A 25856-nucleotide genomic window follows, 5' to 3' on the forward strand; every position below is an offset into this window, starting at 1 on the left:
ACGCCCTGGCAAGCCCCACCTGCGCGCCCAGCAAAGAGGGCTGGAAGCCGGAGGCCGACTTCAAGAAGGACCTGCAAGCCCAGGGCTACCAGATCAAGACCTTCAAGGTCACCAAGGGCAATTGCTACGAAATCTACGGCCACGACAAGGCCGGCAAGAAGGTCGAGATTTACTTCGACCCGGTGTCGGGCAAACCGGTCAAGTCCCAATGAACACGCCGCCGAGCGCCGAGCGGGTCTGGGACCCGTTCGTGCGCGTCTTCCACTGGTCCCTGGTGAGCACCGTGGTGCTGAACCAATGGGTGCTGGAAGAAGGCGAGCGGCCGCACCGCTGGCTGGGCTACGCGGCCGCGGCCCTGGTGCTGCTGCGCGTGGTCTGGGGCTTCATCGGCCCGCGCTACGCGCGCTTCAGCGACTTCTGGCCCACGCCCACGCGCCTGCGCCACCACCTGCGCGCCTGGTTCCGGGGCGATGAAATGCACGTCCCCGGCCACAACCCCCTGGGCGCGCTGATGATGCTGGCGCTCATGCTGCTGGTGCTGCTGCTGGGCCTCACGGGCTGGCTGCAGGGCACCGACCGCTTCTGGGGCAACGAGGCCCTGCGCGAGGCGCACGAGAGCCTGGCCGACGGCCTCATCGGGCTGGCCGGCCTGCACGCCGCGGCGGCCATCGTGATGGGCCGCCTGGAGCGCACCCGCCTGGTCAAGGCCATGGTCACCGGCGTGAAAGAGCGCTACTGAACCGGTCGCGGCGGCCCAGGGCCTAGACTGCCGCCATGCCCGAGCGCCCGACCATCGCCCCCGACGAGGTGGCCTTCACCGCCATCCGCGCCCAGGGCGCGGGCGGCCAGAACGTCAACAAGGTCAGCAACGCCGTGCACCTGCGCTTCGTGGTGCGCGCCTCCTCGCTGCCCGAGGCGGTGAAGGCGCGCCTGCTGGCGCTCAGCGACACCCGCCTGACGCAGGATGGCGTGATCGTCATCAAGGCCCAGGGCAGCCGCAGTCTGGAGCAGAACAAGGCCGAGGCCCTGGCGCGACTGCAGGCCATGGTGGACGCGGTGGCCGTGCCACCCAAGGCGCGCCGCGCCACGCGGCCCACGCGCGCCTCGCGCGAGCGGCGCCTGGAGGGCAAGGCGCAACGATCGGCCACCAAGCAGGCACGCGGCCGCCCGCGCGGGCTGGACTGAGCGTTCCATCCCCCACCCGGGGGAGGCTTAAGGTCCTTTTAGGAAGCGCTTAAGCGCAATTTAGCGGCGCGACCGGGGGGCTTTCACGAGACTTCCGGGCATGGACGAGCGGCGCATGGGGCGCCGCCGCCACCGCCGAGCGCCGGGCGTCACCGGTGCCCAAGGACCTCCCACCATGCATTCCCATTCGATCGAAATCGCCGCCATCGCCGCCGCCGCCCGCGCGGGCGAAGGCCGCTTCAACCTGTACGCCGGCATCCACAAGGCGCTGCGCGCCATGATGGCCGACACCCTGCTCGCCCTCGGCCGCGCCGACCCCACCAACGAGGCCGAGGTGCACGACGCCGCTGACCGCACCATCGAACTGATGGAGATGTTCGAGCGCCACCTGGACCACGAGAACCGGTTCATCCACCCCGCGCTGCGGGCCCGCTGCCCCGGCGTGTGCGATGCCGTCGCCGAGGAGCACGAGGACCACCTGCGCCACACCGCCCAGCTGCGCGGGGCCGCGCGCGCCCTGGCCGCCGTGCCGGCCGACGAGCGCGCCGGCGCGATGCACGCGCTGTACCTGGCGCTGGCCCTGTTCGTGGCCGACAACCTGCGGCACATGCACGCCGAGGAAACGGCGCATAACGGCGCACTCTGGGCCACCTACAACGACTTCGAGCTGCTGGCCCTGCACGACGAGCTGGTGTCCAGCATCCCGCCGCAGGAGATGATGACCGTCGCGCGCTGGATGCTGCCCGCGTCGAACGCCATCGAGCGCTGCCTGATGGTGAACGACATGCAGGCCAAGGCGCCCGCGCCGGCGGTGGCCGCCGTGCTGGACCTGGCGCGCGCCCACCTGAGCCCGCGCGACTGGGCCAAGCTGGCGCGTGGCATGAACCTGCCGCCCGTGCCCGGGCTGGTGAGCGCCTGAGCCGCGCGCTAGGGGCTCTCGGCCAGCTCCACCGGCGCGAGGGCGTCGAAGCGGAAGCTGCCGCGCCCGGTCTTCTGCAGCCGCAGCGCCGGGCACTGCTCGCCCAGGCGGCGGTGCAGCAGCAGCAGGCGCGCCTCCAGGTTGTCGCTCACGTCCGGCAGGCCCAGCGTGGTGTCCAGGCGCAACTCGCGGTTGGTGAACTCGCTGCGGCCGCCGAGGTGGTCGTTCAGCAGCTTCCACAGGATGGCGCCGGCCACGCCTTTGATGAGGTAGGCGTTGTTGACGAAGATGCTGTCGTCGCGCCGGTAGCGGCGCACGCGCAGCAAGGGGGCCGCGCTGGCGGCCACCGCCGCGCTGGCGGCCGCCGCGCCGTCGTCGCCGCAAGGCTCCTCGGACTCGTGCATCAGGTCGATGCCCGCCGCCAATTGGCCCGCGAGCGCGACCAGCAGGTCCTCGTCTTCGTGGTTCAGGTGCATCTCGTGCTCGCTTTCCACGAACAGCACCCCCAGGACCCGGCCGGCGGACAGCAGCGGCACGGCGAGCTGGCTGCCCGGCCGGGCCAAGCCGGGGTAAGGAATCTCGGCGCCCGCTTCGCGCCGGCCCAGGCTGTCGGCCAGGGCCTGGTTGTAGCGCGCGGCGCTCGTCATGTGATTGATGCGCACCGGCGTGCCTTCGCGCGCGGCCACGCCAATGACCCCGTGGCCCACCGCGATTTCCGAGCCCACGCCCGAGGTCGGGTACCCCCGGCTGCCCACGGTGTAGAGCCGCCCCGAGGCGGTGTCGGCGATCAGCACCATGGCCTGCGACAGGCCCAGCTCCTGCTGCAGTCCATCGAGGGCGGCATCCAGCAGCGCATCGAGCGTGCGCGCACGGGACAAACGCCCGCTGAGGCGGCGCAGCACCGCCAGGGGCTCGGGCCGCCTCAGCGGCGCGGGCAAGGGCGGGGCCTTGCCCACCGGCACGCGCTCGATGGCCAGCACCTGGTGGATGTCGGCGCCGCGCAGGCGAAACACGTCTTCCAGGCGCTCGTGCGAGGCGATGCCCGCCAACTGCGCTTTCATGCGCTCGAACACCGGCCCCTCGTCTTCCGTGCGCAGGTACTTCAGGTGCAGGCGGTAGAAGTGGAAATTCAGCGGGTTGGTCACCAGCACCGTGGAGCGCGGATGCGCCAGCAGGTTCTGCCGGGTGCGATTGAAGAACTGGAAGGACAGCGCCACGTGGTGCTCGTCCACATGGTGCACCTGGGACAGGTACGCCACGTTGGGCGTGCCATCGGCCGCCACGGTGGCCATCACGGCGGGGATCGCGCCTTCCAGACAGGGCCTGAGTTCGGCCATGGTGGCGAGCTGCTCGGGACCGATGGCGGCTGTGGCGTTCATGGAGGACTCAAGCGGCCATCAGCGGGCTGCCCGCCCGGGAGCCGGGTGTCTGGTCATAGGCTTCGTCGGGCTCGAATTCGACGGCCACCAGATCGTCTGGCGCATGCGCCAGCAAGGCCTGCACATAGAGCGGCGCGAAGCCGAGCACCGAGAGCTCCTGCTCCAGCGACTGCCGGTAGCGCTCGAGGTAAGGCTGGTCGTCGGCCTGCGGCTCGCGCAAGCGGACGCGCCGGCTCTTGAACTGCACCGTCAGGTGGGTGCTGGGCTGGCTGAACACCGCCGCGAGCCGCCCGCTGGCCGCGATATTGGCCAACAGCTGGCGCGACTGGGCACGCCCCAGATAGGCGGTGATGCGGCGCCCGCCGTCGTCGATGCGACTGCCCACGGCCCGCATCACGCTGGGCGTCAGATCGAGGTCGCAGCTGCTGAGCATGAGCGACACCCCCTTGACCAGCATGGCCAGGAACTCGGGCTTGAGTGGGGGCAGGGGTGGGTTCATGGGGCCAGCGGCGCGGAACGCGCGGATCATAGCCAGCGACCTTTCATCGACCAAGCCGGGCCACCGCCAGCGGGCGGTGTTCCGAGTTTCGCACGAACGTGCTAAATTTCGCCGCCATGGACGCCCGGACACAAAAAAGCGAACTGACGCGCGCCGCCATCGTTGGCGCCGCGCTCGACCTCGCCTCGGCCGAGGGCCTGGAGGCCATCAGCCTGCAGGCGGTGGCCGACCGCATCGGCCTGTCCAAGAGCGGCGTGTTCTCGCGCGTGGGTTCGCGCGAGGCGCTGCAGAAAGCCGTCATCGAGGAGTTCGGCCGCCGTTTCCTGGCCGACGTCTTCGTGCCGGCCATGCAGTCGCCCAAGGGACTGCCGCGCCTGGGCGAGATCGTGCGGCGCTGGCTGATCCGCCTGCGCGACGTGGAGGCGCACACGGGCTGCCTCTACACCTCCGGCGCCTTCGAACTCGACGACCGCGAGGGCGAGCTGCGCGAGCTGTTGCTGGGCGAGGTGACGCGCTGGCGCGCCGCCCTGCGCCGCACCGTGCTGCAGGCCATCGAGGCCGGCCACCTGAAGGCCGACACCGACCCGGAGCAGTTGGTGGGCGAAATCTGCAGCCTGGCGATCGGGCTGGTCCACGACGTGCGCTTCCTGCGCGATCCCCGCGCCGCCGAGCGCGCCCAGGCCACCTGGGCGCGGCTGCTCAAGACCTACGAAAGCTGAGAAGCGGTGCTGGGCCGCTTCTTTTGTTCGACCATATTTCGCACGATCGTGCGATTTTAGGAGATCCGTGATGAACAGCACCTCGTTGCAAACCGCCTCGGCCTACTACCAGGCCAACCCCGGCACACGCTGGCTGCGCTGGGCGCTCACCCTGTCCGAGCGCGTGTGGCCGGCGCTCGCCGTGCGCGGCGCCTACCGCGTGTTCGGCACGCCCCTGCCGTCCAAGTGGCTGCACCGACGCCAGCCGGACCTGGCCCGCTGGCGGATCACGCGCCTGCCTTTCGAGGACGCCAGCCTCACCCTCTACCAACCGCCACCCGGCCCGCACGGCCCCGTGGTGGTCCTGCTGCACGGCTGGGGCGGCTACGCCGCGCAGATGCTGCCGCTGGCGCAGGCCTTGAGCGCTCAGGGCCTGCGGCCCCTGCTGGTGGACCTGCCGGCGCACGGGCGCAGCGAGGGCAGCACCAGCAACCTGCCGCAGTTCGCGCGCGCCATCGACTACCTCATCGCGCGACAGCAGCAGCAGGGCCATGAGGTGCGCGCGGTGGTGGCGCATTCGCTGGCGGCCAACGCGCTGGCCTACGCGGCGGCGCGCGGCCTGGCCGTGCCGCGCCTGGCGCTGCTGGCGCCGCCGGCCTCGCCGCACGCCTACACGCGGCTGTTCGCTGCCGTGTTCGGCCTGAGCGAGGACACCCGCGCGCGCCTGCAGCAGCGCGTGGAAGCGCGCGAGGGCATCCTGATGCGCCAGTTCGAGCCCGCCGCCGTGGGACCGCGCGTGGCCCAGCCCACACTGATCGTCCACGACCGCGAGGACCGCATCAACCGCTTCGCCGACGCCGAGGCCTTCCGCGACGCGATCCCCGGCGCCCAACTGATGGAGACCCGCGGCCTGGGCCACACGCGCCTGCTGCGCGACGAGGCCGTGGTGCGGGCGGTGGTGGCGCACCTGCGGGACTGAGCGCGCGCCGGCGCGCCCCCTTCACTTCGCCGCTTCGCTCGGCGCGCGGCTCAGCGCGTTGTTCTCATCCACCACGATGCGCATGAGGCGCATGAACTCGGCGCGCTGGCGCTCGGTCAGCGGCGCCAGGATCTGCTGCTGCGCCTGCAGCATGGCCGGCACCGCCTCGGCCAGCAGCTTCTCGCCCGCGGCCGTGAGCCAGAGCTGGCGCGCGCGCCGGTCGGTGGGCGCGGTGCGCCGCTCCAGCGCGCCACGCTGCTCCAGCCGGTCGACCACCCCCCCGGTGGTGGACGCGTCCAGCGCGATGGTGCGCGCCAGGGTGCGCTGATCGATGCCCGGCTGATTGGCCACGGTTTGCAGCGCCGCGTACTGCACCGGCGTGACGCCCAGCTCGGACAGTTCCTGCAGGAAGATGCCCACCGAAATCTGGTGCAGCCGCCGGATGTAGTGGCCCGGCTGGTCGTCGATGCTGACGTTGGACGGCTCGGAACGTTTCATGAAGGGCGGCGGGACAGGACGACGGGAGGAAGTGGACAGCATGCTATCAGGGCACTTATGATGAGTGTACTGATCATCAGTATGCAAATCTTGTGAAGGAGACAGGCATGGCGACACAAGACAAGAACCTCCCCGTCCTCGTGGCCGGTGGCGGCATCGGCGGCCTGGCCGCGGCGCTGGCGCTGGTGCGCCAGGGTTTTCGCGTCCAGGTGTTCGAGCAGGCGCCGCAGATCGGCGAGATCGGCGCCGGCATGCAGCTCGGCCCCAACGCCTTCTGGGCCTTCGACGCCCTGGGCGTGGGCGAGGCGGCGCGCTCGCGCGCGGTCTACATCGACGAGATGGTGATGACTGACGCCATCGACGAGTACACCATCGGACGGGTGCCCACCGGCGAGGCCTTCCGCCAGCGCTTCGGCAACCCCTACGCCGTGATCCACCGCGCCGACGCGCACGGCTCGCTGCTGGAGGGTGTGCAGGCCAGCGACCGCGTGAGCTTCCACACCGCCACGCGCATCGAGCGCATCGAGCAGGACGCCGACGGCGTGACGGCCCACGACCAGCACGGCCAGGCGCACCGCGGCCTGGCGCTGATCGGCGCCGACGGCGTGAAGTCCGTGGTGCGCGAACAGTTCGTGGGCGACCCGGCGCGCGTCACCGGCCACGTGGTCTACCGCGCCGTGGTCGACAAGGCCGACTTCCCCGAGGACCTGCGCTGGAACGCCGCCAGCCTGTGGGCCGGCCCCAACTGCCACCTGGTGCACTACCCGCTGCGCGGCGGCGAGCAGTACAACGTGGTCGTCACCTTCCACAGCCGCGAGACGGAAGAGTGGGGCGTGAAGGACGGCAGCAAGGAAGAGGTGCTGAGCTACTTCCAGGGCATCTGCCCGAAGGCGCGAAAGCTCATTGAACTGCCCAAGAGCTGGAAGCGATGGGCCACGGCCGACCGCGACCCGATCGGGCGCTGGAGCTTTGGTCGCGTGACGCTGCTGGGCGACGCGGCCCACCCCACCACGCAGTACATGGCGCAGGGCGCCTGCATGGCGATCGAGGACGCCGTGACCCTGGGCGAGGCCCTGCGCGTGCACCTGGGCGACTTCGAGAAGGCCCTGGACCTGTACCAGCGCTCGCGCATCGCGCGCACCGCGCGCATCGTGCTCAGCTCGCGCGAGATGGGCCGCATCTACCACGCCAAGGGCGTGGAGCGCCTGGTGCGCAACGACCTGTGGCGCGGCCGCTCGCCCGAACGCTTCTACGATGCCGTGGAATGGCTCTACGGCTGGCGGGTGGACCACTGCCTGGCCGCGCACTGAACCCAACGGAGACCTCGATGAACGACCTCGGACGCCTCGAAGACCTGCCCGCCGACTACGTGGCCGCCCTGCGGGAGCGCAACCTGGTGCCGCTGTGGCCCAGCCTGCGCGGCGTGCTGCCGCCGCAGATTCCCACGCGCCAGACGAAGCCCACGCACTGGGCCTACGCCGACATCAAGCCCCTGCTGCTGAAGGCCGGCGAGCTCACGCCGATCGAGAAGGCCGAGCGCCGCGTGCTGGTGCTGGCCAACCCCGGCCACACGCTGGAGAAGATGCAGGCCAGCGCCGCGCTCTACCTGGGCATGCAGCTGCTGCTGCCCGGCGAGTGGGCGCCCAGCCACCGCCACACGCCCAACGCGGTGCGCATGGTGGTGGAAGGCGAGGGCGCCTGGACCACGGTGGACGGCGAGAAGTGCCCCATGAGCCGCGGCGACCTGATCCTCACGCCCACCGGCCGCTGGCACGAGCACGGCCACGATGGCGACCAGCCCGTGGTCTGGCTCGACGTGCTGGACCTGCCGCTCATGTACTACCTGGAGGTGAGCTACCACCTCAACGGCGGCCGGCAGGCGGTGAAACCCGGCCGCGGCGACCGCGCCTATTCGCGCGCCGGCGTGGTGCCCACGCCCGTGTTCGGCCGCGCCGGCCAGCGCTACCCCATGCTGCGCTACCCCTGGGCCGACGCCAAGGCCGCGCTGCTGTCCATCGCCGAGGACCGGGCCGACCTGCAGCACGTTCAGGTCACCTACACCAACCCCGAGACCGGCGAGGACGCCGAAAACGTGCTCGGCTTCCACGCGCTGATGCTGCGCCCCGGCCAGACGCTCGCGCTGCCCGCGCGCTCGCCGGCCTGCGTGTACCACGCCATCGAAGGGCGCGCGCGCGTGAGCGTGCAGGGGCACGACTTCGACCTGAAGGAGGCCGACACCTGCTGCATCCCGGGCTACACGCCCACCACGCTGGTCAATGCCTCGGCCAGCGAGCCCGCCTTCCTCTTCGTCGCCGACGAGTCGCCGCTGCACCGCAAGCTCGGCGTCTACGAGGTGCGCCCCGACAACCAACCGCAGATGCCCTGACCCCCGGACCCACCATGCCCCAGTACCTCTTCAACCCGCCCGCCGTCGCCGCCCTGCCCATCCAGGGCAAGAGCGAGCTGTTCCCTGTCAACCGACTGTTCTTCGTCGGCCGCAACTACCACGCGCACGCGGTGGAAATGGGCAAGCCCGTGGACAAGTCGGTCGAGCGGCCCTTCTATTTCACCAAGTCGCTCTCCACGCTCACGCCCTCGGGCAGCACCGTGCCCTACCCGAGCGAAACCAGCAACTACCACTTCGAGATGGAGCTGGTGGTGGCCATCGGCCGCGCGGGCTTTCGCGTGGCCGCGGCCGACGCACACGAGCTGATCTACGGCTACGCCGCCGGCCTGGACATGACACGGCGCGACCTGCAGCTGGTGGCGCGCGACAAGGGCCGCCCCTGGGACCTGGGCAAGGACATCGAGCAGGGCTCGGTGTGCAGCGAGATCGTGCCCCTGCCGTTCACCGTGATCGAGCGCGGCGCCGTCGAGCTCACGGTGAACGGCGCGACGAAGCAGAAGTCGGACGTGGACAAGCTGATCTGGAACGTGCGCGAGATCATCGAAGACCTCTCGCGCTTCTACCACCTGCAGGCCGGCGATCTGATCTACACGGGCACGCCCGAGGGCGTGGGCGCGGTGGTGCCGGGCGACCGGCTCGAGGGCCGGGTCGAGGGCGTGGGCGGCGTGTCGCTCACGATCGGCGCGGCGGCCTGAGCCCCACGGCGCGCGGGGCGCTGGCTATCATGCCGGCGCATGCCCTCTCCCGACGAAACCCCGCGCGCGCTGCGCTGGCTGCTCTGGCTGGCCGGCACGGTGTCGCTGGGCCTGGGCATCCTGGGCGTGGCGCTGCCAGGCCTGCCCACCACCCCGTTCGTCCTGCTCGCGGCGGCCTGCTACGCCAAGGCCTCGCCGCGCCTGCACGGCTGGCTGCGCGGGCACCGCTTCTTCGGCCCCATGGTGCGCGACTGGGAAGAGCACCGCAGCCTGAGCCGGCGCACCAAGCGCTTCGCGCAGGTCACCATGCTGCTGATGGTGTCGCTGTCGGCCTGGGGCCTGCGCGAGCGACCCGTGCTGCTGGGCGTGGTGCTGGTGGCCGCCGCGATCGGCGTGTGGGTGGTCGCGCGCATTCCCACGCGCAAAACATGATGCCCCCGCGTTCCGCCGCTGCGCGGGTCGTGAGGCCTTGCAGGCCGCGGCGCTGCCAGAGTCAGCGCCTCTTCGCCCGTCCGAGCCTGCGCAGGCAGGCTCGGAGCCGTCGGGCTCAGCCCCGAGGGGGCTGAGCCGCCTGGGGGCGGCCCGGCGGCGGATCGTCTGTGCCTTAGGCCTGCGCGCGGCGTTCGAGCACCTCGAACGCCGGCAGGGTCTTGCCTTCCAGCACCTCCAGGAAGGCGCCGCCGCCGGTGGAGATGTAGCCCACGTCCTTCTCGATGCCGTACTTGGCGATGGCCGCGAGCGTGTCGCCGCCGCCCGCGATGGAGAAGCCCGCGCTGTCGGCGATAGCGCGGGCGATGGCCTTGGTGCCGCCTTCGAAGGCCGCGAATTCGAACACGCCCACCGGGCCGTTCCACACGATGGTGCCGGCCTGCTTGAGCTGGGCCGCCAGTTTCGCGGCGGTCTCGGGACCGATGTCCAGGATCAGGTCGTCGTCGGCCACGTCGGAGGCCTTTTTCACCGTCGCCTCGGCGTCGGCGGCGAAGCGCTTGGCCACCACCACGTCCGTGGGGATGGGCACCTCGGCGCCGCGCGCCTTCATGGCCTCGATGACGGCCTTGGCATCGCCCACCAGGTCGGGCTCGGCCAGGCTCTTGCCGATCTTCAGGCCCGCGGCCAGCATGAAGGTGTTGGCGATGCCGCCACCGACGATGAGCTGGTCGACCTTGCTCGCCAGGCTCTGCAGGATGGTGAGCTTGGTGCTGACCTTGCTGCCCGCCACGATGGCCACCAGCGGGCGCTTCGGCTGCGCCAGGGCCTTGGCAATGGCGTCCATCTCGGCCGCCAGCAGCGGGCCCGCGCAGGCCACGGGCGCGGTCTCGGCGATGCCGTAGGTGGTGCCCTCGGCGCGGTGCGCGGTGCCGAAGGCGTCGTGCACGAAGATGTCGCACAGGGCGCCCAGCTTCTTGGCCAGTTCGGGGCTGTTCTTCTTCTCGCCCACGTTCAGCCGGCAGTTCTCCAGCAGCACCACCTCGCCGGGCGAGACGGCGAAGTCGCCATTCACCCAGTCGGTGATCAGGCGCACCGGCTGGCCCAGCAGCTCGGCCAGGCGCGTGGCCACGGGCTGCAGCGAGTCCTCGGGCTTGAACTGGCCCTCGGTCGGGCGGCCCAGGTGCGAGGTGACCATCACCGCCGCGCCGGCGTCCAGCGCCAGGCGGATGGCGGGCACGCTGGCGCGGATGCGCGTGTCTTCGGTGATGCGGCCCTGTTCGTCCTGGGGGACGTTGAGGTCGGCGCGGATGAAGACGCGCTGGCCCTTGGCGCGGCCCTGCGCGCAAAGGTCAGCGAAGCGGATGAAGGCGGTCATGGCGGCAATCCCGGGTTCTGTGGACAAACCCCGGGATTGTAGGAAAGCGCGCGCGCCCGCCGGCGCTCAGCCCCCGCTCGAGCAGGGCGCCAGCGCGTCCAGCGCGGGCTCGCGCGCGCGGGTGCGCACGTCCATCAGGCCCAGCACCGTGTGGAAAACGTTGTCGTGCGACAGCGGCTCGGCCGAGCGCGCTCGCAAGCATTCCAGGGACAGGCCCGCGCGCTGGCGCAGGCCGGACGAGAACCAGGCCACCATGGGCACATGGGTCTGCTGATCGGGCGCCAGCGCGTAGGGAACGCCGTGCAGGTACAGGCCGTTCTCGCCGAGCGACTCGCCGTGGTCGGAGACGTAGACCAGGCCGGTGTCGTTGCGGCCCTGCGCGGCGCGCGCGCTCAGCCACTGAAGGGCCTGGTCGAGGAAGCGGTCGGTGTAGGCGATGGAGTTGTCGTAGGCATTGACCAGTTCCTGCTGCGAGCATTCGGGCAGCGCGTTGCTGCGGCACTCGGGCAGGAAAGGCTTGGCGCCGTCGGGCGAGCGGGCGGCGTAGGCGGGTCCGTGGCTGCCCATCTGGTGCATCACCAGCACCACGCCCCGGGCGCGACGCGCCGGGTCCAGGGCCTCCAGGCGCGCGTCCAGGCCGTCAAGCATGGCCGCGTCCAGGCATTCGCCGCCCGGGCACAGGGCGGGCACCGGCTGGTCGTTGGTGTAGACGTGGGGCACGCGGTTGCACACGCCCTTGCAGCCCGCCTGGTTGTCGATCCAGAGCACGGCCAGGCCGGCGCGCTGCAGCACGTCGAGCAGGTTCTCACGGTCGGCCGGCTGGTTGCCGCCCTGGGTGCGCGACAGCGGCGAGAACAGGCAGGGCACCGAGACCAGGGTATTGGTGCCACAGGAGCGCACCTGACTGAAATTGACCAGGTCGCCGCCCGCGCGCCAGCGCGCCAGCGCGGGCGTGGTGTCGCGTGCGTAGCCATTGAGGCCGAAGTTCTGCGCGCGCGCCGTCTCGCCGATCACCAGCAGCAGCAGGGGCGGCCGCGCCTGGTGGTCGTAGCTGGCGCCCAGGCGGGCGTCCTCGCCCACCGGCAGCAGGGGCTTCGCCTGGCGCGGCAGGCGCTCCGCCGCCACCCACGTGGCGGCATAGACGCTGTTCAGCGGGTTGGCCATGTAGCGCAGGTCTTTGTGGTTGCGCATGAGCGAGGCCAGGCCCTGGTAGCTCATCAGCGCGGTGACCACCAGCAGCGCGAAGGCGGCCAGCAAGCCCGCGGCGTTGTGCCCGACGCGGCGCCAGCCACCGTGCAGAAAGCGTGGCTGGCGCCACAGCGCCCACAGCGGCAGGCCCGCCACCAGCAGCAGCGCCCCCAGCAGCGACCACGACATCAGGTCGCGCACCTCTCGCACGTCGGTGTGCAGCGTGTTGGCCAGCATGGTCGGGTCCATCACCACGCCGTAGCGCCACATGAAATAGGAGTTGGCGCCGGCCACGACCAGCAGCACGCTCGCCACCGGCCGGAACACCCGCGGCCAGGCGAACAGCCACAGCAGCGCGGCGATGGCGCAGGTCAGCAGCGCCCCGAGGCCCGCGATGAGCACCACGCGGTACCCCAGCGAGCCCCCCAGGCCGTCGATGCGCTGCCACAACGGCAGGTTGCCCACCAGGGCCAGCCACAGCGCCAGGCCCCACACCATGGCCGCGGCGCGCGGCACCCGCACGCGCGCCGCGGCGGTTGAGAAACGAAGGGCGCGCGCGAAAGGGAAGGGAAACGGGGTGGGCATGAACAGCTCTCGGGAAGCCGCTTGTCGCGGCCCCCGAGAGCGTGAGCGCCCCGGATTAGCTGAACCTTAGGCGCGCGGCCAGCGCAGGGCGAAACGCGTGGTCATGGGGGCCTGGGCCCCGTCGGTGTCGAGGCGGGCGCCCAGCTGCTCGGCGATGCGCTGGACCAGGCGCAAACCCAGCCCCAGGCCACCCGATTCGGCCGGCCGCACCCGGGCGGCGGTCGGGCGGCGGCCGTCGTCGCTGACCGAGACCCCGACCGAGTCGGCGTCGCGCCACACCTCCACCAGCACCTGGGTGCCCGGGGGCGTGTGGCGCAGCGCGTTTTCGATCAGGTTGCGCAGGGCCAGCTCCAGCAGCATGGGCTGGACGATCACCACCACGGGTTCGTCGGGCTGCTGCAGCGAGATTTCCTGCCAGCTCTCCAGCGCCGCCGGCGCATGCGAAGCGACGAGCCGGGCCGCCAGCTCGCCCAGGGCCACCGGCACGCCATCCTCGGCGCCCTGGTTGCGCTGGGCGCGCGCCAGGTCCAGCAGCTGTTGCAGGATGCGCCCGGCGCGCAGCGACTCCTGCTCCAGCTGCTCCAGCCGCTGCGGCGAGGGGTCGTGCTGCGCCGCGCGGGCCTGCAGCGTCAGCGCGGCCAGCGGCGTGCGCAACTCATGCGCCACGTCGGAGGCGAACTCGCGCTCGCGCTGGGCGCGCGCCTGCAGGCTGTCCACCAGGGCGTTGATGGCGGTGACGGTGCTCGCGAATTCGCGGAAGCGGCGTTCCGTGCTCAGGCGCTCGCCAGCGAAGCCGTCGAGCGCGGCCACCTCGCGCGACAGGCTGTCGAGCGGGCGCAGGCCGCGGCGCACGCCCCAGCCCAGCAGCAGCAGCACCACGGGCAGCACCAGCAAGGCAGGCTCGGCCACGTGCATGGCGATGTCGGTGCCCAGCTCGAAGCGCTGGCGCCGGTCGATCAGCACCAGCACGCGGCGCTGCTCGGCGCCGTCGCCGGTCTGCACAGAGAACGCCCGCCAGGCGGTCGGCAGGTTCGGTGCGTTCAGCTCGACAGAGAAGAAGCCGACTGCGGGCAACGCGGCCAGGTCCAGCTTGTCCGCCAGCCCGTGCGTGTCGCTGACCAGGCGGCCGCCATCCCAGGCCAGCACGGCCACGTCCTGGAGGAACTCGTGCTCGAGGTCGGCGCCGGCCTGCGGCAGGGGGCGCGACTCGCCGATCGGCGACGCCACCAGCCACAGCCGGGCCACAGCCACCATCTGGCCGTCGGAGAACTTGCGCGCCTCGCGAAAGGCGGTGGTCCAGGCCTGCGCCACCACCGCCAGCCAGAGGATCAGCAGCATGCCCAGGGTCCAACGCAGCAGGTAGTGCCGCAGCAGGCGCGGCGCCTTCATCGCGGCCCGTCCGCCGCCGCGTCGTCGCGCGGGATGAAGTAGCCCACGCCGCGCACCGTGCGGATCAGCGATTCGCCGAGCTTGCGGCGCAGGTGGTGGATGTGCACCTCGATGGCGTTGCTCTCCAGCTCCTCGCCGAAGCCATAGAGCGCCGACACCAGCCGCGTCTTGGACAGCACCTGCGGGCGCGCCTGCATGAGCGTGAGCAGCAGCGCGAACTCCTTGCCCCCCAGCGCCACCGGCTGGCCCGCGCGCAGCACCGTATGGGCGGCCGGGTCGATCACCAGTTCGCCGTGCTCGATGAGCGGGTTGCTGCGTCCGCCGGCGCGCCGCAGCATGGCGCGCAGGCGCGCGAGCAGTTCGTTGGCGTCAAAGGGTTTGACCAGGTAGTCGTCGGCGCCGCCGTCCAGGCCGACGACGCGGTCGCTCACGCCATCGCGCGCGGTCATGATGAGCACCGGCATGTCCTTGTGCGGCAGCGCCTGGCGGCCGGCCACCGGCGCCGGCTGCTGGCGCAGGCGCACCAGCAGGTCCATGCCTTCGCCATCGGGCAGCCCCAGGTCGAGCAGCAGCACGTCGAAGGGCTCGACCGACAGCGCGTGCCAGGCGGCGTCGCGCGTGGCGCACAGGTCCACCGCGTAACCCGCGCGGCGCAGGGCCAGCTCCAAGCCGCTCGCGATGCCGGGGTCGTCTTCCACCACGAGTGCGCGCATATCGGACCGTCCTGAGGTTCTGGGAATCGAGGCCATCGATTATGGGCAGCCACCTTAGCGGCAAATTAAGCAATTTAAGCTGGGGTTAACGGTGGCACCCAACAGTGCCGCGCCATGCCCGCCACCCCCCCGCCAGCGCCCCCCCTCGACCGCGCCCCGCCCCGCCCCTTCTTGTGGCTGGGCGGGTTTCTCGCCTTCACCCTGTTGTGGGACCTGTCCGGCCTGGACATGGCCGTGATGCGCGCCGTGGGCAGCCCCCAGGGCTTCGCGCTGCGCCACGACTGGCTGCTGGAGCGGGTGCTGCACGACGGCCTGCACAAGACCATGGTCGCGGCCTTCGTGCTGCTGTGCGGCTGGGCCCTGTGGCCGCGCGCCCACCTGCCGCGGCGCGAGCGGATCGCCGTGCTGGCGCTGGCCGTGCTGTCGCTGCTCGCGGTCAACCTGGTCAAGTACAACAGCCTGACCAGCTGCCCCTGGGAGCTGGAGGCCTTCGGCCGCAACGCCCGATGGGTGTCGCACTGGGCCTGGGGCCAGGCCGACGGCGGCACCGGCCGCTGCTTTCCTGGTGGCCACGCGTCCAGCGGCTTCGCGTTTCTCGCCCTGTGCCTGCCCTGGCTGCTGCCGCCCGAAGGGGTGCAGCGGCGGCGCGTGGTCGGCCTGCGCTGGCTGGCCGCCGCGCTGGGCGTGGGCCTGCTCTCGGGCGTGGTGCAGACGCTGCGCGGTGCGCACTTTCCCAGCCACACGATGTGGACATTGCTGATCTGCGCCAGCGTCTCGCTCACGGGCTGGCAGTTCGTGCGGTCCCACCCCGGCACGGCCGCGGCGCGCGCGCGCCGCAGCGAATAGCACCGCCGAGGCGCCGCGCGCGGCGCTACCAGCCCAGGCCGATGCGCAGCGGCAGGTACACCACCATGCCGGCCACGATGGTGCCCAGCACGCCGCCGCGCCAGAAGAACCAGGCCGCGCCCGCCAAGGCGGCGTAGAGGCGCGCGTCCTGCCAGGTGTTCACCAGCGCGCCGTGGCTCATCACCACCTCGGGCACGACCACGGCCGACAGCGCGGCGATGGGCGCGTACTGCAGGCCGCGCTGGGCCCAGCGCGGCAGCGTCCAGGGCTTGTCGGACAGGAAGAAGAAGCCGCGCGCGATGACGGTGACCGCGCCCAGGGCCAGGATGGTCAGCAGCGTCCAGGGATCGAGGTCAAACACGGCTGGCCCCTTCGCGCGCGGGCCGCAGGTGCTCAAGCAGCAGGCACAGCGCCACCGCGCAGGCAATGGCCACCAGGATGTTGAGCTTGAGCGGCAGCGCCCAGGCCACCACCGCGGCCGCGCCCGCCACGCCCGCCGAGACCACGCGCAGGCGCGAGGTGGCGAGCGAGCACATCACGCCCAGCAGCGCCAGGATGCCCGCGAAGCCCAGGCCCCAGGCCAGGGGAATGGCGTTGGCCAGCGCCACGCCCAGCAGGCTGGTGCCCATCCAGGCGGCGTAGTTCACGGCGCAGTTGCCCATCAGGTAGGCCTGCTGCGCGGCGCGCTGCTCGGGGTCGTCGCTGGGGTGCGGGTAGCGGCGCGCGAAGAAGACGTAGCTCAGGTCCCCCGTGACGTAGCCGCTGGCCAGGCGCTCCCAGCGCGGCAGGTGCATGAGGTAGGGCCGCAGGTGGGCCGAGAACACCACGAAGCGCAGGTTGACGCAGAAGGCCGCCACCAGGATCACCCACAGCGGCGCGCCCGCGGCCATCATGGGAATGGCCGCGAGCTGTGCGCTGCCGGCGTAGACGATCAGCGTCATCAGCACCGCCTCCAGCGGCGACAGGCCGGACTGCACCATGGCCACACCGGTCATGAGGCCCCAGGCGCCGATGCCCATGGCCACCGAGAACTGATCGCGGATGCCCTCGAAGTACTCGGGGCGCGCGCGGTGCTCGCGCTTGAGGAAGAGGATCATTCGCCGCCGCCCCCCAGCGACTCGCCGCGCGCGAGCGCGAAGCCGCGCAGGAAGTCGGCCGCGGGCAGGCGCTTGCCGCCCGCGCGCTGCAGCACCGTCAGGCGCAGCGCGCCCTCGCCACAGGCCACGGTGATGCCTTCGGGCCCGACGGCCAGCACCTCGCCCGCGCGGCCCGCGCCGGCCACGGGCTCGGCGGCCCAGACCTTGATGGCCTCGCCGGCGTGCGTGGTGTGCGCGCCGGGGAAGGGGTCGAAGGCGCGCACGCGGCGCGCGATCAGCGCCGCCGGCTGGGCCCAGTCGATGACGGCCTCGGCCTTCTCGATCTTGTGCGCGTAGGTCACGCCCCGCGCGGGCTGCGGCTCGGCGCGCAGGCCACCGCAGGCGGCGAGCTCCAGCGCCTCGACGATGAGCCGTCCGCCGAGCACAGCCAGGCGGTCGTGCAGGCTGTCGGTGGTGTCGTCGCCGCGGATGGGAAGGCGCTCGCGCAGCAGCATGCCGCCGGTGTCCAGGCCCTCGTCCATCTGCATGATGGTCACGCCGGTCTCGGCGTCGCCGGCCTCGATGGCGCGGTGGATGGGCGCCGCGCCGCGCCAGCGCGGCAGCAGCGAGGCGTGGATGTTCAGGCAACCCAGGCGCGGCGCGTCCAGCACCCAGCGCGGCAGGATCAGCCCGTAGGCCGCCACCACCATGGCGTCGGCCCCGGCGGCCTCGATCGCGGCGCGCGCGGCCGCGGCGTCATCGGCGTACTTGCCGTCGAGCCGAAGGCCACGCGGCTGGGCGACGGCGATGCTGTGCTCCAGCGCGAGCGCCTTCACCGGCGAGGCCTGCAGCTTCATGCCCCGTCCGGCGGGTCGATCGGGCTGCGTCAGCACGAGGGGAACGTGAAAGCCCGCGCCCAGCAGGCGTTCGAGCGCGACACGCGCGAAGACCGGCGTGCCGGCGAAGATGAGTTTCATCAGGACAGGGACCGGCCGGCGGGCGCCGGCGCGGGATCAGGAACGGTCGGACGGCGGGGTGAACTCGTCCAGGAAGAGGAGCTTGCGCACCACGCCCGCGCGGTCGATGTGCACATGCGCAAGGCGTTCGTTGTTGTTCTCGAGGTAGCGGTAGGTCCAGATGTCGCCGTCGAAGCGCGCGACGCGCTCGACCAGCGCCGGCCGGCCGAGGTGGCGCAGCACGTCGTCGCGCGTCCAGCGGTCGATCGCGATGTGCTGCAGCATCCAGTTCGTGTCCAGCACCTGCACCACGCGGCGCAGGCGGCCGTCGGGACCGAAGTCGACGTTGTAGACCTGGCGGCCCAGCGGCTGGCGCGAGTACAGCAGGCGCGAGCCGTCGGCCAGGGCGTACTCGGCGCTCGGCGGACCCAGGCGCTCGATCACCTGCTCGCGCGACGCGCCGGACGGCAAACGCTCGGGCATGCCCGCACAACCCGCCAGCCACACCAGGGCCAGCAAGGCGATACCACGCAATACGGCAACAGGCTTCATGGCGGACTCACTCGCGCAGGGCTTCGCGCTGGGCTTTCACAAGCTTGGATTTGATCCTGTTGCGCTTGAGCGGCGACAGGTACTCGACAAAAACCTTGCCCACGAGATGGTCCATTTCATGCTGGATGCAGACCGCGAGCAGGCCTTCGGCCTCGATCGTACGCTGCGCGCCTTCGCCGTCGAGCGCGCGCACGCGCACGGCCGTGGAGCGCTCCACGCCGTCGTAGATGCCGGGCACCGACAGGCAGCCCTCTTCGCCCTTGCGCGTCTCGGGGCTGGCCCATTCGATCACCGGGTTGATGAGCACCAGCGGCTGGTCGCGCGATTCGCTCACGTCGATGACGATGAGCCGCTCGTGGATGTCGACCTGCGTCGCGGCCAGGCCGATGCCGTTGGCCTCGTACATGGTGGCGAGCATGCGGGGAATGAGCGCGCGGATGCGCTCGTCCACCGCCGCGACGGGCTGGGCGACGGTGTGCAGGCGCGGGTCGGGGTAGCGCAGGATGGGCAGGGTGTCGGGGGCGCTCATGACTGATCGGATCGGGGTCTCAAGAGGTCTCCGTTGGGTTCGGGAACGACAGCAGGCGGTGGCACGCTGACGAGCGGAAACCGGTGTCGCTATTTTCGCCACTTTTGCGACGACGCGAAATTGCACGCCGCCATAAACATTGCGCAATCAAAGGCTTGCGCGCAGAATCAAACGCGTTTTGTCAAGACTCGCGCGCCCCAGGCGGTGGTTGAGACGCCGGCTCCCGCGGCGTCATCGCACCGGCCGACGGCAGCCGCCCAGGGGCCTCCGAACATGCGATCGAACACCCGCCTGATCTCCACCATCGCCAGCGCCGTCGGCCTGGCCTGCGCCGCACAGGCGGCCCTCGCGCAAAGCGGCCCCATTCCGGCCGAGCAGCGCTACCCCATCACCCCTGGCCAGCGCGCCACCGCCAACCAGGTCGCCCAGGCCGGCGTGCCACTGTCCGAACTGGCGCCCAACGCCCCCGACAGCTACACCGTGAAGAGCGGCGACACGCTCTGGGCCATCTCCGGTGTCTTCCTGCGCAGCCAGTGGCGCTGGCCCGAGCTGTGGGGCATGAACCTCGACGACATCAAGAACCCGCACCGCATCTACCCGGGGCAGACGCTGTACCTCATCAAGGCCAACGGCCGCGCCACGCTCAGCACGCGCCCGGGCGGCAGCGGCGAGCCCGGCACCATCAAGGTCTCGCCGCGCACCCGCTATGAGTCGCTGGCCGACACGGCGATCCCGCCGATCTCGCTGCAGACCATCGAATCCTTCCTGACCGAGCCACTGATCGTCGACGAGAACGCGATCAACCGCGCGCCACGCATCGTGGCCACGCAGGAAAACCGCGTGCTGCTCAGCCGTGGCGACCGCGCCTACGCGCGCGCCATCTCCGGTGAGCAGCCCAACGCCGCCCCCCTGGCCGTGGTCGATGGCCGCTCCATCGGCTACCGCGTGTTCCGCAACGCCACGCCGCTGCGCGACCCCATCACCAACGAAATCCTGGGCTACGAGGCGCAGTACGTGGGCAAGGCCAACGTGGTCTCCAACGAACGCCGCCGCGAAGGCGTGGACGCCAAGGGCGACAAGGTCGAGGAAATCGTGCCGGCCGGCATCGACATCGTCGCCGCAAAGGAGGAAATGCGCGTGGGCGACCGCCTGCTGCCCGAGCCTCCGCGCGAGTTCCTCAATTTCGTGCCGCGCGCGCCGCAGGGCCCGCAATCCGGCCACGTGGTCTCCGTGTACGGCAATGCCGTGAACTACGCGGCCCAGAACATGGTGGTGACCATCAACCGCGGCAAGCAGAACGGCCTGGAACCCGGCCACGTGCTGGCCCTCCTGCGCGAGAGCAACCTCGTCAAGGACACCACCGATTCCGCGCGCCCCAACATCCGCCTGCCCGGCGAGCGCAACGGCCTCATGATGGTGTTCCGCACCTTCGACCGCGTGTCCTATGCCATCGTGCTCGAGATTGACGACGGCGTGCAGGTGGGCGACCGCTTCCTCAACCCCTGAACCCCATGCCGCGTGATGAGCTGGCCGCCTGGCTGCGGCTGCTCCTGACACCCGGCCTGGGCCGCACCACCGCCCGCCAGTTGCTGGCGGCCTTCGGTTTGCCCGAAACCATCTGGGCCCAGGCACCCGACACCTGGGGCCGCGTCGTGGAGCCGGCCCTGGCCCAGGCCATGGCGCAGCCCCCCGAAGGCTTCGAAGACACCGTTCTGGCCCACGAGCGCTGGCTGGCACAGGGCGGCGAGCGCCACGCGATCACCCTGGCCGACCCGCGCTACCCCGCCTCGCTGCTGGACACGGCCGACCCACCGCTGGTGCTGTTCGTGCACGGGCGCCTGGACGCGCTGTCGCACGCGCAACGGCTGGCCATCGTCGGCAGCCGCAACCCCACGCCGCAGGGCGCGCAAAACGCGCAGGCCTTCGCGCAGTCGCTGGCGGCCGCCGGCCTGACCATCGTGTCGGGGCTGGCCCTGGGCATCGACGGCGCCGCGCACGAGGGCGCGCTGCGCGCGGGCGGCTTCACGCTGGCGGTGGTGGGCACCGGCCTCGACCGCGTGTACCCCAGCCGCCACCGCGACCTGGCCCACCGCATCGTCGCCCAAGGCGCCCTGATCAGCGAGTACCCCCTGGGCACGCCGCCGCTGGCACACCACTTCCCGCAGCGCAACCGCGTGATCGCGGGCCTGTCGATGGGCACGCTGGTGGTCGAAGCCGCGCTGCAGTCGGGCTCGCTGATCACCGCGCGGCTGGCGAGCGAGCAGGGGCGGGAGGTGTTCGCCATCCCCGGTTCCATCCATGCGCCACAGTCGCGCGGCTGCCATGCGCTGATCCGCCAGGGCGCCAAGCTGGTGGAGTCGGCGCAGGACGTGCTGGAAGAACTGCGGCTGGCGGATCCGGCCCCCCGCGCGGCCGAGGAAGCCTCGCCCCTGCCCGTCGGCGGAGCGGACGACGGCCTGCTCAGCGCCCTGGGCCACGACCCCGTGGGCCTGGACGACCTGCTCGCGCGCACCGGCCTGCCGACCAGCGCCCTGCAGGCGCGGCTGCTCGAACTGGAGTTGCAGGGTCTGGTGGCGCGCCTGCCGGGCGGCCTGCTGCAGCGCGTCGCGCAAGGCTGAACCGGCGCCCCATGGGCGCGGGCCTCAGGCCAGCAGGCGCTCGGGGTTGGCGTCGAGCTTGGCCAGCGCCTCGCGCGTGGCGCGCACGGTGAGCGTTTCGTCCTCGCTCGGCACCAGCAGGCCCGCCTGCAGGTAGGCCGCCACGCGCGAGGCGGGCATGAGGAAGCAGCGCCCCGCGTTGCTCACGAACAGGTAGAGCTGGCCATGCTGGCTGCGCCAGGCGAGCTGCACGCTGACCAGCTTGCCGTTGTGGTCCAGGCCGAACCAGGCGCCGATCTGCAGCTCCACCGCCCAGGCGCGCATGGCCTCGTTGGGCTGGCTGCCGCCCTGGTTGATGACCTCGATGTTGCTCGCGTCCACGCCGGTGATGAGCTCGATGCTGTCGGCGTTGAGGTCGAAATCGCCCACGCCGCCCTCGGGCAGGTAGTCCTCGAGGTTGGCCAGGCGCTTGGACAGGGCGTCGAGCTGGCTTTGCGCGATCGACTCGGTGCGCGACATGAAGGCGTCGGCCAGCGTGTCGCTCACCGACTTGATGTGCTGGTCCTGCAGGCCTTGCGGGAAACCGAGCAGGGCCATGCCCTGGCGCAGCCGCTGCAGGATGCCCGGCAGCTGCTGGATGACGCGCGCGCGGTCGTCGCGGCTGGGCTTGGCGCTGGCCGCCCACAGCAGGTCGGACGCGGCCTGCTTGAGCGCCTGCGTGTCCGGGTGCTTGACGCCGTGCTTGACGCTGGCCACGGCCAGCACGTCGACCCAGACCTTGAAGAGGAAGTCGCGCACCTCGGCGCGCACCGGCACATCATCGAGCAGCTTGCGCAGCTCGATGGTGTATTGCACCGACAGCGTTTCCTTCTGCTCGACCTGCTGGGCCACGCTGACGAAGCGGCTGGCGCTGCTCTGCTCGCTCAGGTAAGTGGACAGGAACTTCTGGAACTCGTCGTAGACGAGCTGGAACACGCGGCGCCCGGTCTCCGGGTACTGCTCGATCACCTGCACCACGCGCTTGATCTCGGCCTCCAGCGCGACCGAGCCGACGTTGGATTCGAACCCCATCACACAGGAGCCCATGCGGTCGATCAGCCGGCGCGCGGGATGCTGCAGGGCGCTGAAGAACTCGGGTTCGGCCAGGGCCACGCGCAGCACGGGGATCTGCAGGCGGGCGAACCACACGCGCACGCTCGGCGGGATGCGCTCTTCGGCCAGGATGGCCTGGAACATGAGCGCCACCACCTCGATGGTGGCCTTCTCGGTGGGCGTGGACGCGGCCTGCTTGAGCTCCTGGGTGCGTTCGCGCAGCGCCACCGCCGTGCGCTCGACCGTGCCCGCATCCACGTACACCGCACCGCCGCCGGTGGGCGCCACCCCGCCCAGCCCGGAACCGGTGCTGGGAAAGGACACCTGGCGCGCCATGACCTGCTGCAGCGCGGGCGAGGGCGGCAGGATCTCGGTTGCCTCGAATTCGGGGCCCACACGGTCGATCAGCATGCGCCGCAGACGGCCCACCACGCCCTGGGCCCGCATGCGCGCGCGCGCCAGGGGCGAGGTGCCGGTGAGCATGCGCGTTTCGTCGTTCACGCCCATGCCGGAGGAGCCGGGGTAGCCACTGTGCGGGGCGGATCGGCCCCCTGTGTGGACCTGGCCATGGCCGGACAGGCCGCTGGCACCGCCCGCCTGGCTGGCGGGCCCCGCGCCGGGGCCGCCCGGGCGGCCCGGCTCCTGCACCCGCCGGAACGGGGTGTGCAGCCCACCGCCCGTGGTGGGCCCGCCAGGCGCGCCCGGCCGGGTGGTGGGCGGCGCGGGCGCCGTGGTGCCGGACGGGCTGCGGCGCACCAGCGCCTGCAGGTCGATCTTTTCCATCACGCCGTTGGCCACGAGGTGGCCATTGGCGGCCTTGTACCCATCGAGCAGGATGGCGCCCAGCATGGGCGCGATGTGGTCCTGGACCAGACCCAGGCCCTCGCGCTCAAGCCCGGCGGATTTCCATTGCTCGACCAGCAGCCGCGCCAGCACGTCGGGCAGCAGGATGTCGCTCTTGGAGAGCTCGGTGCGCCGCTCCAGGTGCTGCACCCGCAGGCGCAGGTCATTGAGTTCGGACGAGGTCTTGTCGAGCACGCGCATGGCCATGCGCGAGGCCAGGATCTGATCGTCGATGGCGCCTTCGGTCACCAGTTCGAGCTGGCCCGAGAGGCTGGCGGGTTCGGTGAGGCCGGCGCGGGCGGCCAGGTGCTTGCGCAGCGCGTTGCGGCAGTCCTCGACCCAGATGGTCTGGCGCTTCTTGAAGGCCGCCCAGGTGTCGCGGCGGATCTGCACGTCGCTCGAGGTGCCCGGCTGGTCGAGCAGGACGGTGAGGCGCTGTTCGATGGCCTTGGCCAGGTCCGGCAGGGACCGCCCCACGTGCAGCACATGGCGCTCACGCGCCTGCTGGGCAAGGGCAAACCCCGTCGGTTGGGAAGGCGACACCATGTTTTTCAGTATGACACGAAGACCCTGCGTTCCATGCCCGCGAAACCCCTGGACGCCGCCGTTGGGCGGGCTTGGTATGGCAACTACGCCACGGACTACACCACGGCGCCGGCGTTCGGGTCGTCCGGATCGCCTTCGCTCTTGGTGGGCTTGACCAGGTCTTCGCGCTTGATGCCCAGCCACAAGGCCATGGCCGCCGCGACGAACACCGAGGAATAGATGCCGAACAGGATGCCGATGGTCAGCGCCAGGGCGAAGTAGAACAGCGTGGGGCCGCCGAAGAGCAGCATGGACAGCACCATGATCTGGGTCGAGCCGTGCGTGATGATGGTGCGGCTGATGGTAGACGTGATGGCGTGGTCCACCACCTGTTGGGGCGTCATCTTGCGCTGGCGCCGGAAGGTCTCGCGGATGCGGTCGAAGATGACCACCGATTCGTTGACCGAGTAGCCCAGCACCGCCAGCGTGGCCGCGAGCACGGCCAGCGAGAACTCCCACTGGAAGAAGGCGAAGAAGCCCAGGATGATGACCACGTCGTGCAGGTTGGCGATGATGGCCGAGACCGCGTACTTCCATTCGAAGCGGACGGCCAAGTAGATGATGATGCCCCCGATCACCAGGGCCAGGGCGATCAGGCCGTTGTGCAGCAGCTCCTCGCCCACCTGCGGCCCGACAAACTCGGTGCGGCTGAGCGTGACGGCCGGGTTCTGGGCCTTGAGCGCGGCGAACAGGGCCTCGGCCTGCTGGCCGGAGCTTTGTCCCTGCACGGCGGGCAGGCGCAGCAGCACGTCGCGCGAACTGCCGAAGTTCTGCACGGGCACCTCGAGGTAGCCCAGGTCCTCGACCACGCGCCGCACGGCGGTGAGGTCGGCCGGCTGCTCGTAGGCCACCTCGACCACGGTGCCGCCGGTGAATTCCACCGACAGGTGCAGGCCGCGCGTCACGAGGAAGAACACGGCCAGCAGGAAAGTGATGAACGAGATCGCGTTCAGCACGATCGCGTGCCGCATGAACGGGATGTCGCGGCGGATGCGGAAGAACTCCATCGTGGGCTCCGGGTGCGGGGGTCAGTCGGCCTTGGCGGGGGTGGCGTCGCCCTCGGGGCGCCACACCGTGCCGACGGAGATGGACTTGAGCTTCTTCTGGCGGCCGTACCAAAAGTTCACCAGGCCGCGCGAGAAGAACACGGCGGAGAACATGCTGGTGAGGATGCCCAGGCAGTGCACCACGGCGAAGCCGCGCACCGGACCCGAGCCGAACAGCAGCAGCGCCAGGCCCGCGATCAGCGAGGTGACGTTGGAGTCGAAGATCGTCGCCCAGGCGCGGTCGTAGCCCGCGTTGATGGCCGCCTGCGGCGTGGCCCCACGGCGCAGCTCCTCGCGCACCCGCTCGTTGATGAGCACGTTGGCGTCGATGGCCATGCCCAGCGCCAGCGCCATGGCCGCCATGCCGGGCAGGGTGAGCGTGGCCTGCAGCATGGACAGCACGGCCACCAGCAGCAGCACGTTGAAGCCCAGCGCGATGGCGGAGAACACGCCGAACATCATGTAGTAGACGCACATGAAAGCCGCCACCACCACGAAGCCCCAGGTCACGCTGTGGAAGCCCTTGGAGATGTTCTCGGCGCCCAGGCTGGGACCGATGGTGCGCTCCTCGATGATCTCCATCGGCGCGGCCAGCGAGCCGGCGCGCAGCAGCAGCGCGGTGTCGCTGGCCTCCATGGTGGTCATGGCGCCGGAAATCTGCACGCGCCCGCCGCCGATCTCGGTGCGGATCACGGGCGCCGTCACGACCTCGCCCTTGCCCTTCTCGAACAGGATGATGGCCATGCGCTTGCCCACGTTGTCGCGCGTGACGTCGCGGAAGATGCGCGAGCCCTTG

At 71.2% G+C, this 25856-nt stretch carries 28 protein-coding genes; 13 read left to right on the forward strand and 15 right to left on the reverse strand.

Going from position 1 to position 25856, the window contains the following annotated elements:
• The 4 genes from BGO22_RS10570 to BGO22_RS10585 form a co-directional block, all read left to right on the forward strand.
• The coding region (locus BGO22_RS10570) for a PepSY domain-containing protein (protein ID WP_502686453.1) at positions 1-212 on the forward strand (212 nt) is incomplete at its 5' end.
• Complete coding sequence (locus BGO22_RS10575; protein ID WP_070399810.1) at positions 209-739, forward strand: cytochrome b/b6 domain-containing protein; 531 nt, start codon at positions 209-211, stop codon at positions 737-739. The genes BGO22_RS10570 and BGO22_RS10575, both read left to right, overlap by 4 nt.
• Positions 740-774: 35 nt before the next feature.
• Positions 775-1185 (forward strand): alternative ribosome rescue aminoacyl-tRNA hydrolase ArfB, encoded by a 411-nt coding sequence (gene arfB / locus BGO22_RS10580; protein ID WP_070399809.1) that lies wholly within the window; start codon positions 775-777, stop codon positions 1183-1185.
• 175 nt (positions 1186-1360) lie between these two features.
• Positions 1361-2104 carry a hemerythrin domain-containing protein gene (locus BGO22_RS10585; RefSeq protein WP_286850770.1) on the forward strand — a complete coding sequence of 248 codons (744 nt, stop codon included), beginning with the start codon at positions 1361-1363 and terminating at the stop codon, positions 2102-2104.
• Between the two features lie 8 nt (positions 2105-2112).
• On the opposite strand, the gene BGO22_RS10590 is transcribed toward BGO22_RS10585, so the two are convergent.
• Positions 2113-3483, reverse strand: coding sequence for a GAF domain-containing protein (locus BGO22_RS10590; protein ID WP_070399807.1), 1371 nt, complete (start codon positions 3481-3483; stop codon positions 2113-2115).
• Positions 3484-3490: 7 nt separating this feature from the next.
• Positions 3491-3982, reverse strand: coding sequence for a pyridoxamine 5'-phosphate oxidase family protein (locus tag BGO22_RS10595; RefSeq protein ID WP_239478206.1), 492 nt, complete (start codon positions 3980-3982; stop codon positions 3491-3493).
• A 116-nt stretch (positions 3983-4098) separates the two neighbouring features.
• Here BGO22_RS10595 and BGO22_RS10600 point away from each other — a divergent pair, with 116 nt between their 5' ends.
• Both BGO22_RS10600 and BGO22_RS10605 read left to right on the forward strand, forming a co-directional pair.
• Complete coding sequence (locus BGO22_RS10600) at positions 4099-4701, forward strand: TetR/AcrR family transcriptional regulator (RefSeq protein WP_286850772.1); 603 nt, start codon at positions 4099-4101, stop codon at positions 4699-4701.
• Between the two features lie 70 nt (positions 4702-4771).
• Positions 4772-5659, forward strand: coding sequence for an alpha/beta fold hydrolase (locus BGO22_RS10605; RefSeq protein ID WP_286850774.1), 888 nt, complete (start codon positions 4772-4774; stop codon positions 5657-5659).
• Positions 5660-5680: 21 nt separating this feature from the next.
• On the opposite strand, the gene BGO22_RS10610 is transcribed toward BGO22_RS10605, so the two are convergent.
• Complete coding sequence (locus BGO22_RS10610) at positions 5681-6157, reverse strand: MarR family winged helix-turn-helix transcriptional regulator (protein WP_070399803.1); 477 nt, start codon at positions 6155-6157, stop codon at positions 5681-5683.
• A gap of 107 nt (positions 6158-6264) precedes the next feature.
• Here BGO22_RS10610 and BGO22_RS10615 point away from each other — a divergent pair, with 107 nt between their 5' ends.
• Genes BGO22_RS10615 through BGO22_RS10630 form a run of 4 tightly spaced genes read left to right on the forward strand, consistent with a single transcriptional unit; the run spans position 6265 to position 9691 of the window.
• On the forward strand, positions 6265-7467 hold the full coding sequence (locus BGO22_RS10615; RefSeq protein WP_286850776.1) for a 3-hydroxybenzoate 6-monooxygenase: 1203 nt from the start codon (positions 6265-6267) through the stop codon (positions 7465-7467).
• Between the two features lie 17 nt (positions 7468-7484).
• Positions 7485-8543: a cupin domain-containing protein gene (locus tag BGO22_RS10620; protein ID WP_070399801.1), complete on the forward strand. Its 1059-nt coding sequence runs from the start codon at positions 7485-7487 to the stop codon at positions 8541-8543.
• Between the two features lie 14 nt (positions 8544-8557).
• The gene (locus BGO22_RS10625) at positions 8558-9259 is read left to right on the forward strand and encodes a fumarylacetoacetate hydrolase family protein (protein WP_204743662.1); all 702 of its coding nucleotides are present in this window, start codon (positions 8558-8560) and stop codon (positions 9257-9259) included.
• Positions 9260-9298: 39 nt separating this feature from the next.
• On the forward strand, positions 9299-9691 hold the full coding sequence (locus BGO22_RS10630; protein ID WP_204743663.1) for a YbaN family protein: 393 nt from the start codon (positions 9299-9301) through the stop codon (positions 9689-9691).
• A 172-nt stretch (positions 9692-9863) separates the two neighbouring features.
• Here the strand turns inward: BGO22_RS10630 and BGO22_RS10635 are convergent, their stop codons facing one another.
• The 4 genes from BGO22_RS10635 to BGO22_RS10650 form a co-directional block, all read right to left on the reverse strand.
• A complete protein-coding gene (locus tag BGO22_RS10635) occupies positions 9864-11063 on the reverse strand; it encodes a phosphoglycerate kinase (protein ID WP_286850780.1) in 1200 nt (399 codons plus the stop codon).
• Positions 11064-11129: 66 nt separating this feature from the next.
• Positions 11130-12836 (reverse strand): phosphoethanolamine transferase, encoded by a 1707-nt coding sequence (locus tag BGO22_RS10640; RefSeq protein WP_286850781.1) that lies wholly within the window; start codon positions 12834-12836, stop codon positions 11130-11132.
• Between the two features lie 66 nt (positions 12837-12902).
• Positions 12903-14225: a sensor histidine kinase gene (locus BGO22_RS10645; protein ID WP_286850782.1), complete on the reverse strand. Its 1323-nt coding sequence runs from the start codon at positions 14223-14225 to the stop codon at positions 12903-12905.
• The gene (locus BGO22_RS10650; protein WP_175442858.1) at positions 14222-14938 is read right to left on the reverse strand and encodes a response regulator; all 717 of its coding nucleotides are present in this window, start codon (positions 14936-14938) and stop codon (positions 14222-14224) included. The genes BGO22_RS10645 and BGO22_RS10650 overlap by 4 nt, the downstream gene beginning before the upstream one ends.
• Positions 14939-15052: 114 nt before the next feature.
• Between BGO22_RS10650 and BGO22_RS10655 the strand changes: the two genes are divergently transcribed.
• A complete protein-coding gene (locus BGO22_RS10655) occupies positions 15053-15784 on the forward strand; it encodes a phosphatase PAP2 family protein (RefSeq protein WP_204743665.1) in 732 nt (243 codons plus the stop codon).
• Positions 15785-15809: 25 nt separating this feature from the next.
• Here BGO22_RS10655 and BGO22_RS10660 read toward each other — a convergent pair whose 3' ends face one another.
• From BGO22_RS10660 to def, 5 genes are read right to left on the reverse strand one after another with little or no spacing between them, the layout of a single operon-like run.
• Positions 15810-16145 (reverse strand): AzlD domain-containing protein, encoded by a 336-nt coding sequence (locus tag BGO22_RS10660; protein WP_070399794.1) that lies wholly within the window; start codon positions 16143-16145, stop codon positions 15810-15812.
• Entirely contained in the window at positions 16138-16881 is a 744-nt protein-coding gene (locus BGO22_RS10665) for an AzlC family ABC transporter permease (protein ID WP_286850786.1), read from the reverse strand. The genes BGO22_RS10660 and BGO22_RS10665 overlap by 8 nt, the downstream gene beginning before the upstream one ends.
• On the reverse strand, positions 16878-17837 hold the full coding sequence (gene fmt / locus BGO22_RS10670) for a methionyl-tRNA formyltransferase (RefSeq protein ID WP_286850788.1): 960 nt from the start codon (positions 17835-17837) through the stop codon (positions 16878-16880). The genes BGO22_RS10665 and fmt overlap by 4 nt, the downstream gene beginning before the upstream one ends.
• A gap of 36 nt (positions 17838-17873) precedes the next feature.
• On the reverse strand, positions 17874-18368 hold the full coding sequence (locus BGO22_RS10675) for a hypothetical protein (protein WP_286850790.1): 495 nt from the start codon (positions 18366-18368) through the stop codon (positions 17874-17876).
• Positions 18369-18375: 7 nt separating this feature from the next.
• Positions 18376-18897: a peptide deformylase gene (gene def / locus BGO22_RS10680; RefSeq protein ID WP_070399790.1), complete on the reverse strand. Its 522-nt coding sequence runs from the start codon at positions 18895-18897 to the stop codon at positions 18376-18378.
• Positions 18898-19170: 273 nt separating this feature from the next.
• On the opposite strand from def, the gene BGO22_RS10685 reads away from it, so the two are divergent.
• Complete coding sequence (locus BGO22_RS10685) at positions 19171-20403, forward strand: LysM peptidoglycan-binding domain-containing protein (RefSeq protein WP_286850793.1); 1233 nt, start codon at positions 19171-19173, stop codon at positions 20401-20403.
• 5 nt (positions 20404-20408) lie between these two features.
• Positions 20409-21515: a DNA-processing protein DprA gene (dprA, locus tag BGO22_RS10690; RefSeq protein ID WP_070399788.1), complete on the forward strand. Its 1107-nt coding sequence runs from the start codon at positions 20409-20411 to the stop codon at positions 21513-21515.
• A 24-nt stretch (positions 21516-21539) separates the two neighbouring features.
• Here the strand turns inward: dprA and BGO22_RS10695 are convergent, their stop codons facing one another.
• From BGO22_RS10695 to secD, 3 genes are all read right to left on the reverse strand, one after another.
• Positions 21540-23975 carry a DUF1631 family protein gene (locus BGO22_RS10695; RefSeq protein WP_286850795.1) on the reverse strand — a complete coding sequence of 812 codons (2436 nt, stop codon included), beginning with the start codon at positions 23973-23975 and terminating at the stop codon, positions 21540-21542.
• Between the two features lie 95 nt (positions 23976-24070).
• Complete coding sequence (gene secF, locus BGO22_RS10700) at positions 24071-25021, reverse strand: protein translocase subunit SecF (protein ID WP_286850797.1); 951 nt, start codon at positions 25019-25021, stop codon at positions 24071-24073.
• Positions 25022-25042: 21 nt separating this feature from the next.
• Positions 25043-25856 (reverse strand): protein translocase subunit SecD (gene secD / locus BGO22_RS10705; RefSeq protein ID WP_286850800.1); only part of this gene is annotated, 814 nt, incomplete at its 5' end.

Source organism: Hydrogenophaga sp. 70-12 (genome assembly GCF_001897365.1).
GTDB classification, from domain to species: Bacteria; Pseudomonadota; Gammaproteobacteria; order Burkholderiales; family Burkholderiaceae_C; genus Hydrogenophaga; species Hydrogenophaga borbori.

Bases quoted from the DNA above. Each gene is read 5' to 3' on its own strand.
- BGO22_RS10640 (WP_286850781.1), bottom strand. From the start codon at position 12,836: ATGCCCACCCCGTTTCCCTTCCCTTTCGCGCGCGCCCTTCGTTTCTCA.
- BGO22_RS10620 (WP_070399801.1), top strand. From the start codon at position 7,485: ATGAACGACCTCGGACGCCTCGAAGACCTGCCCGCCGACTACGTGGCC.
- BGO22_RS10625 (WP_204743662.1), top strand. From the start codon at position 8,558: ATGCCCCAGTACCTCTTCAACCCGCCCGCCGTCGCCGCCCTGCCCATC.
- BGO22_RS10655 (WP_204743665.1), top strand. From the start codon at position 15,053: ATGCCCGCCACCCCCCCGCCAGCGCCCCCCCTCGACCGCGCCCCGCCC.
- BGO22_RS10645 (WP_286850782.1), bottom strand. From the start codon at position 14,225: ATGAAGGCGCCGCGCCTGCTGCGGCACTACCTGCTGCGTTGGACCCTG.
- secF (WP_286850797.1), bottom strand. From the start codon at position 25,021: ATGGAGTTCTTCCGCATCCGCCGCGACATCCCGTTCATGCGGCACGCG.
- BGO22_RS10675 (WP_286850790.1), bottom strand. From the start codon at position 18,368: ATGAAGCCTGTTGCCGTATTGCGTGGTATCGCCTTGCTGGCCCTGGTG.
- BGO22_RS10665 (WP_286850786.1), bottom strand. From the start codon at position 16,881: ATGATCCTCTTCCTCAAGCGCGAGCACCGCGCGCGCCCCGAGTACTTC.
- def (WP_070399790.1), bottom strand. From the start codon at position 18,897: ATGAGCGCCCCCGACACCCTGCCCATCCTGCGCTACCCCGACCCGCGC.
- BGO22_RS10635 (WP_286850780.1), bottom strand. From the start codon at position 11,063: ATGACCGCCTTCATCCGCTTCGCTGACCTTTGCGCGCAGGGCCGCGCC.
- BGO22_RS10615 (WP_286850776.1), top strand. From the start codon at position 6,265: ATGGCGACACAAGACAAGAACCTCCCCGTCCTCGTGGCCGGTGGCGGC.
- BGO22_RS10585 (WP_286850770.1), top strand. From the start codon at position 1,361: ATGCATTCCCATTCGATCGAAATCGCCGCCATCGCCGCCGCCGCCCGC.
- BGO22_RS10695 (WP_286850795.1), bottom strand. From the start codon at position 23,975: ATGGTGTCGCCTTCCCAACCGACGGGGTTTGCCCTTGCCCAGCAGGCG.
- fmt (WP_286850788.1), bottom strand. From the start codon at position 17,837: ATGAAACTCATCTTCGCCGGCACGCCGGTCTTCGCGCGTGTCGCGCTC.
- BGO22_RS10610 (WP_070399803.1), bottom strand. From the start codon at position 6,157: ATGAAACGTTCCGAGCCGTCCAACGTCAGCATCGACGACCAGCCGGGC.
- BGO22_RS10590 (WP_070399807.1), bottom strand. From the start codon at position 3,483: ATGAACGCCACAGCCGCCATCGGTCCCGAGCAGCTCGCCACCATGGCC.
- BGO22_RS10600 (WP_286850772.1), top strand. From the start codon at position 4,099: ATGGACGCCCGGACACAAAAAAGCGAACTGACGCGCGCCGCCATCGTT.
- BGO22_RS10650 (WP_175442858.1), bottom strand. From the start codon at position 14,938: ATGCGCGCACTCGTGGTGGAAGACGACCCCGGCATCGCGAGCGGCTTG.
- BGO22_RS10595 (WP_239478206.1), bottom strand. From the start codon at position 3,982: ATGAACCCACCCCTGCCCCCACTCAAGCCCGAGTTCCTGGCCATGCTG.
- BGO22_RS10685 (WP_286850793.1), top strand. From the start codon at position 19,171: ATGCGATCGAACACCCGCCTGATCTCCACCATCGCCAGCGCCGTCGGC.
- arfB (WP_070399809.1), top strand. From the start codon at position 775: ATGCCCGAGCGCCCGACCATCGCCCCCGACGAGGTGGCCTTCACCGCC.
- BGO22_RS10630 (WP_204743663.1), top strand. From the start codon at position 9,299: ATGCCCTCTCCCGACGAAACCCCGCGCGCGCTGCGCTGGCTGCTCTGG.
- BGO22_RS10575 (WP_070399810.1), top strand. From the start codon at position 209: ATGAACACGCCGCCGAGCGCCGAGCGGGTCTGGGACCCGTTCGTGCGC.
- dprA (WP_070399788.1), top strand. From the start codon at position 20,409: ATGCCGCGTGATGAGCTGGCCGCCTGGCTGCGGCTGCTCCTGACACCC.
- BGO22_RS10605 (WP_286850774.1), top strand. From the start codon at position 4,772: ATGAACAGCACCTCGTTGCAAACCGCCTCGGCCTACTACCAGGCCAAC.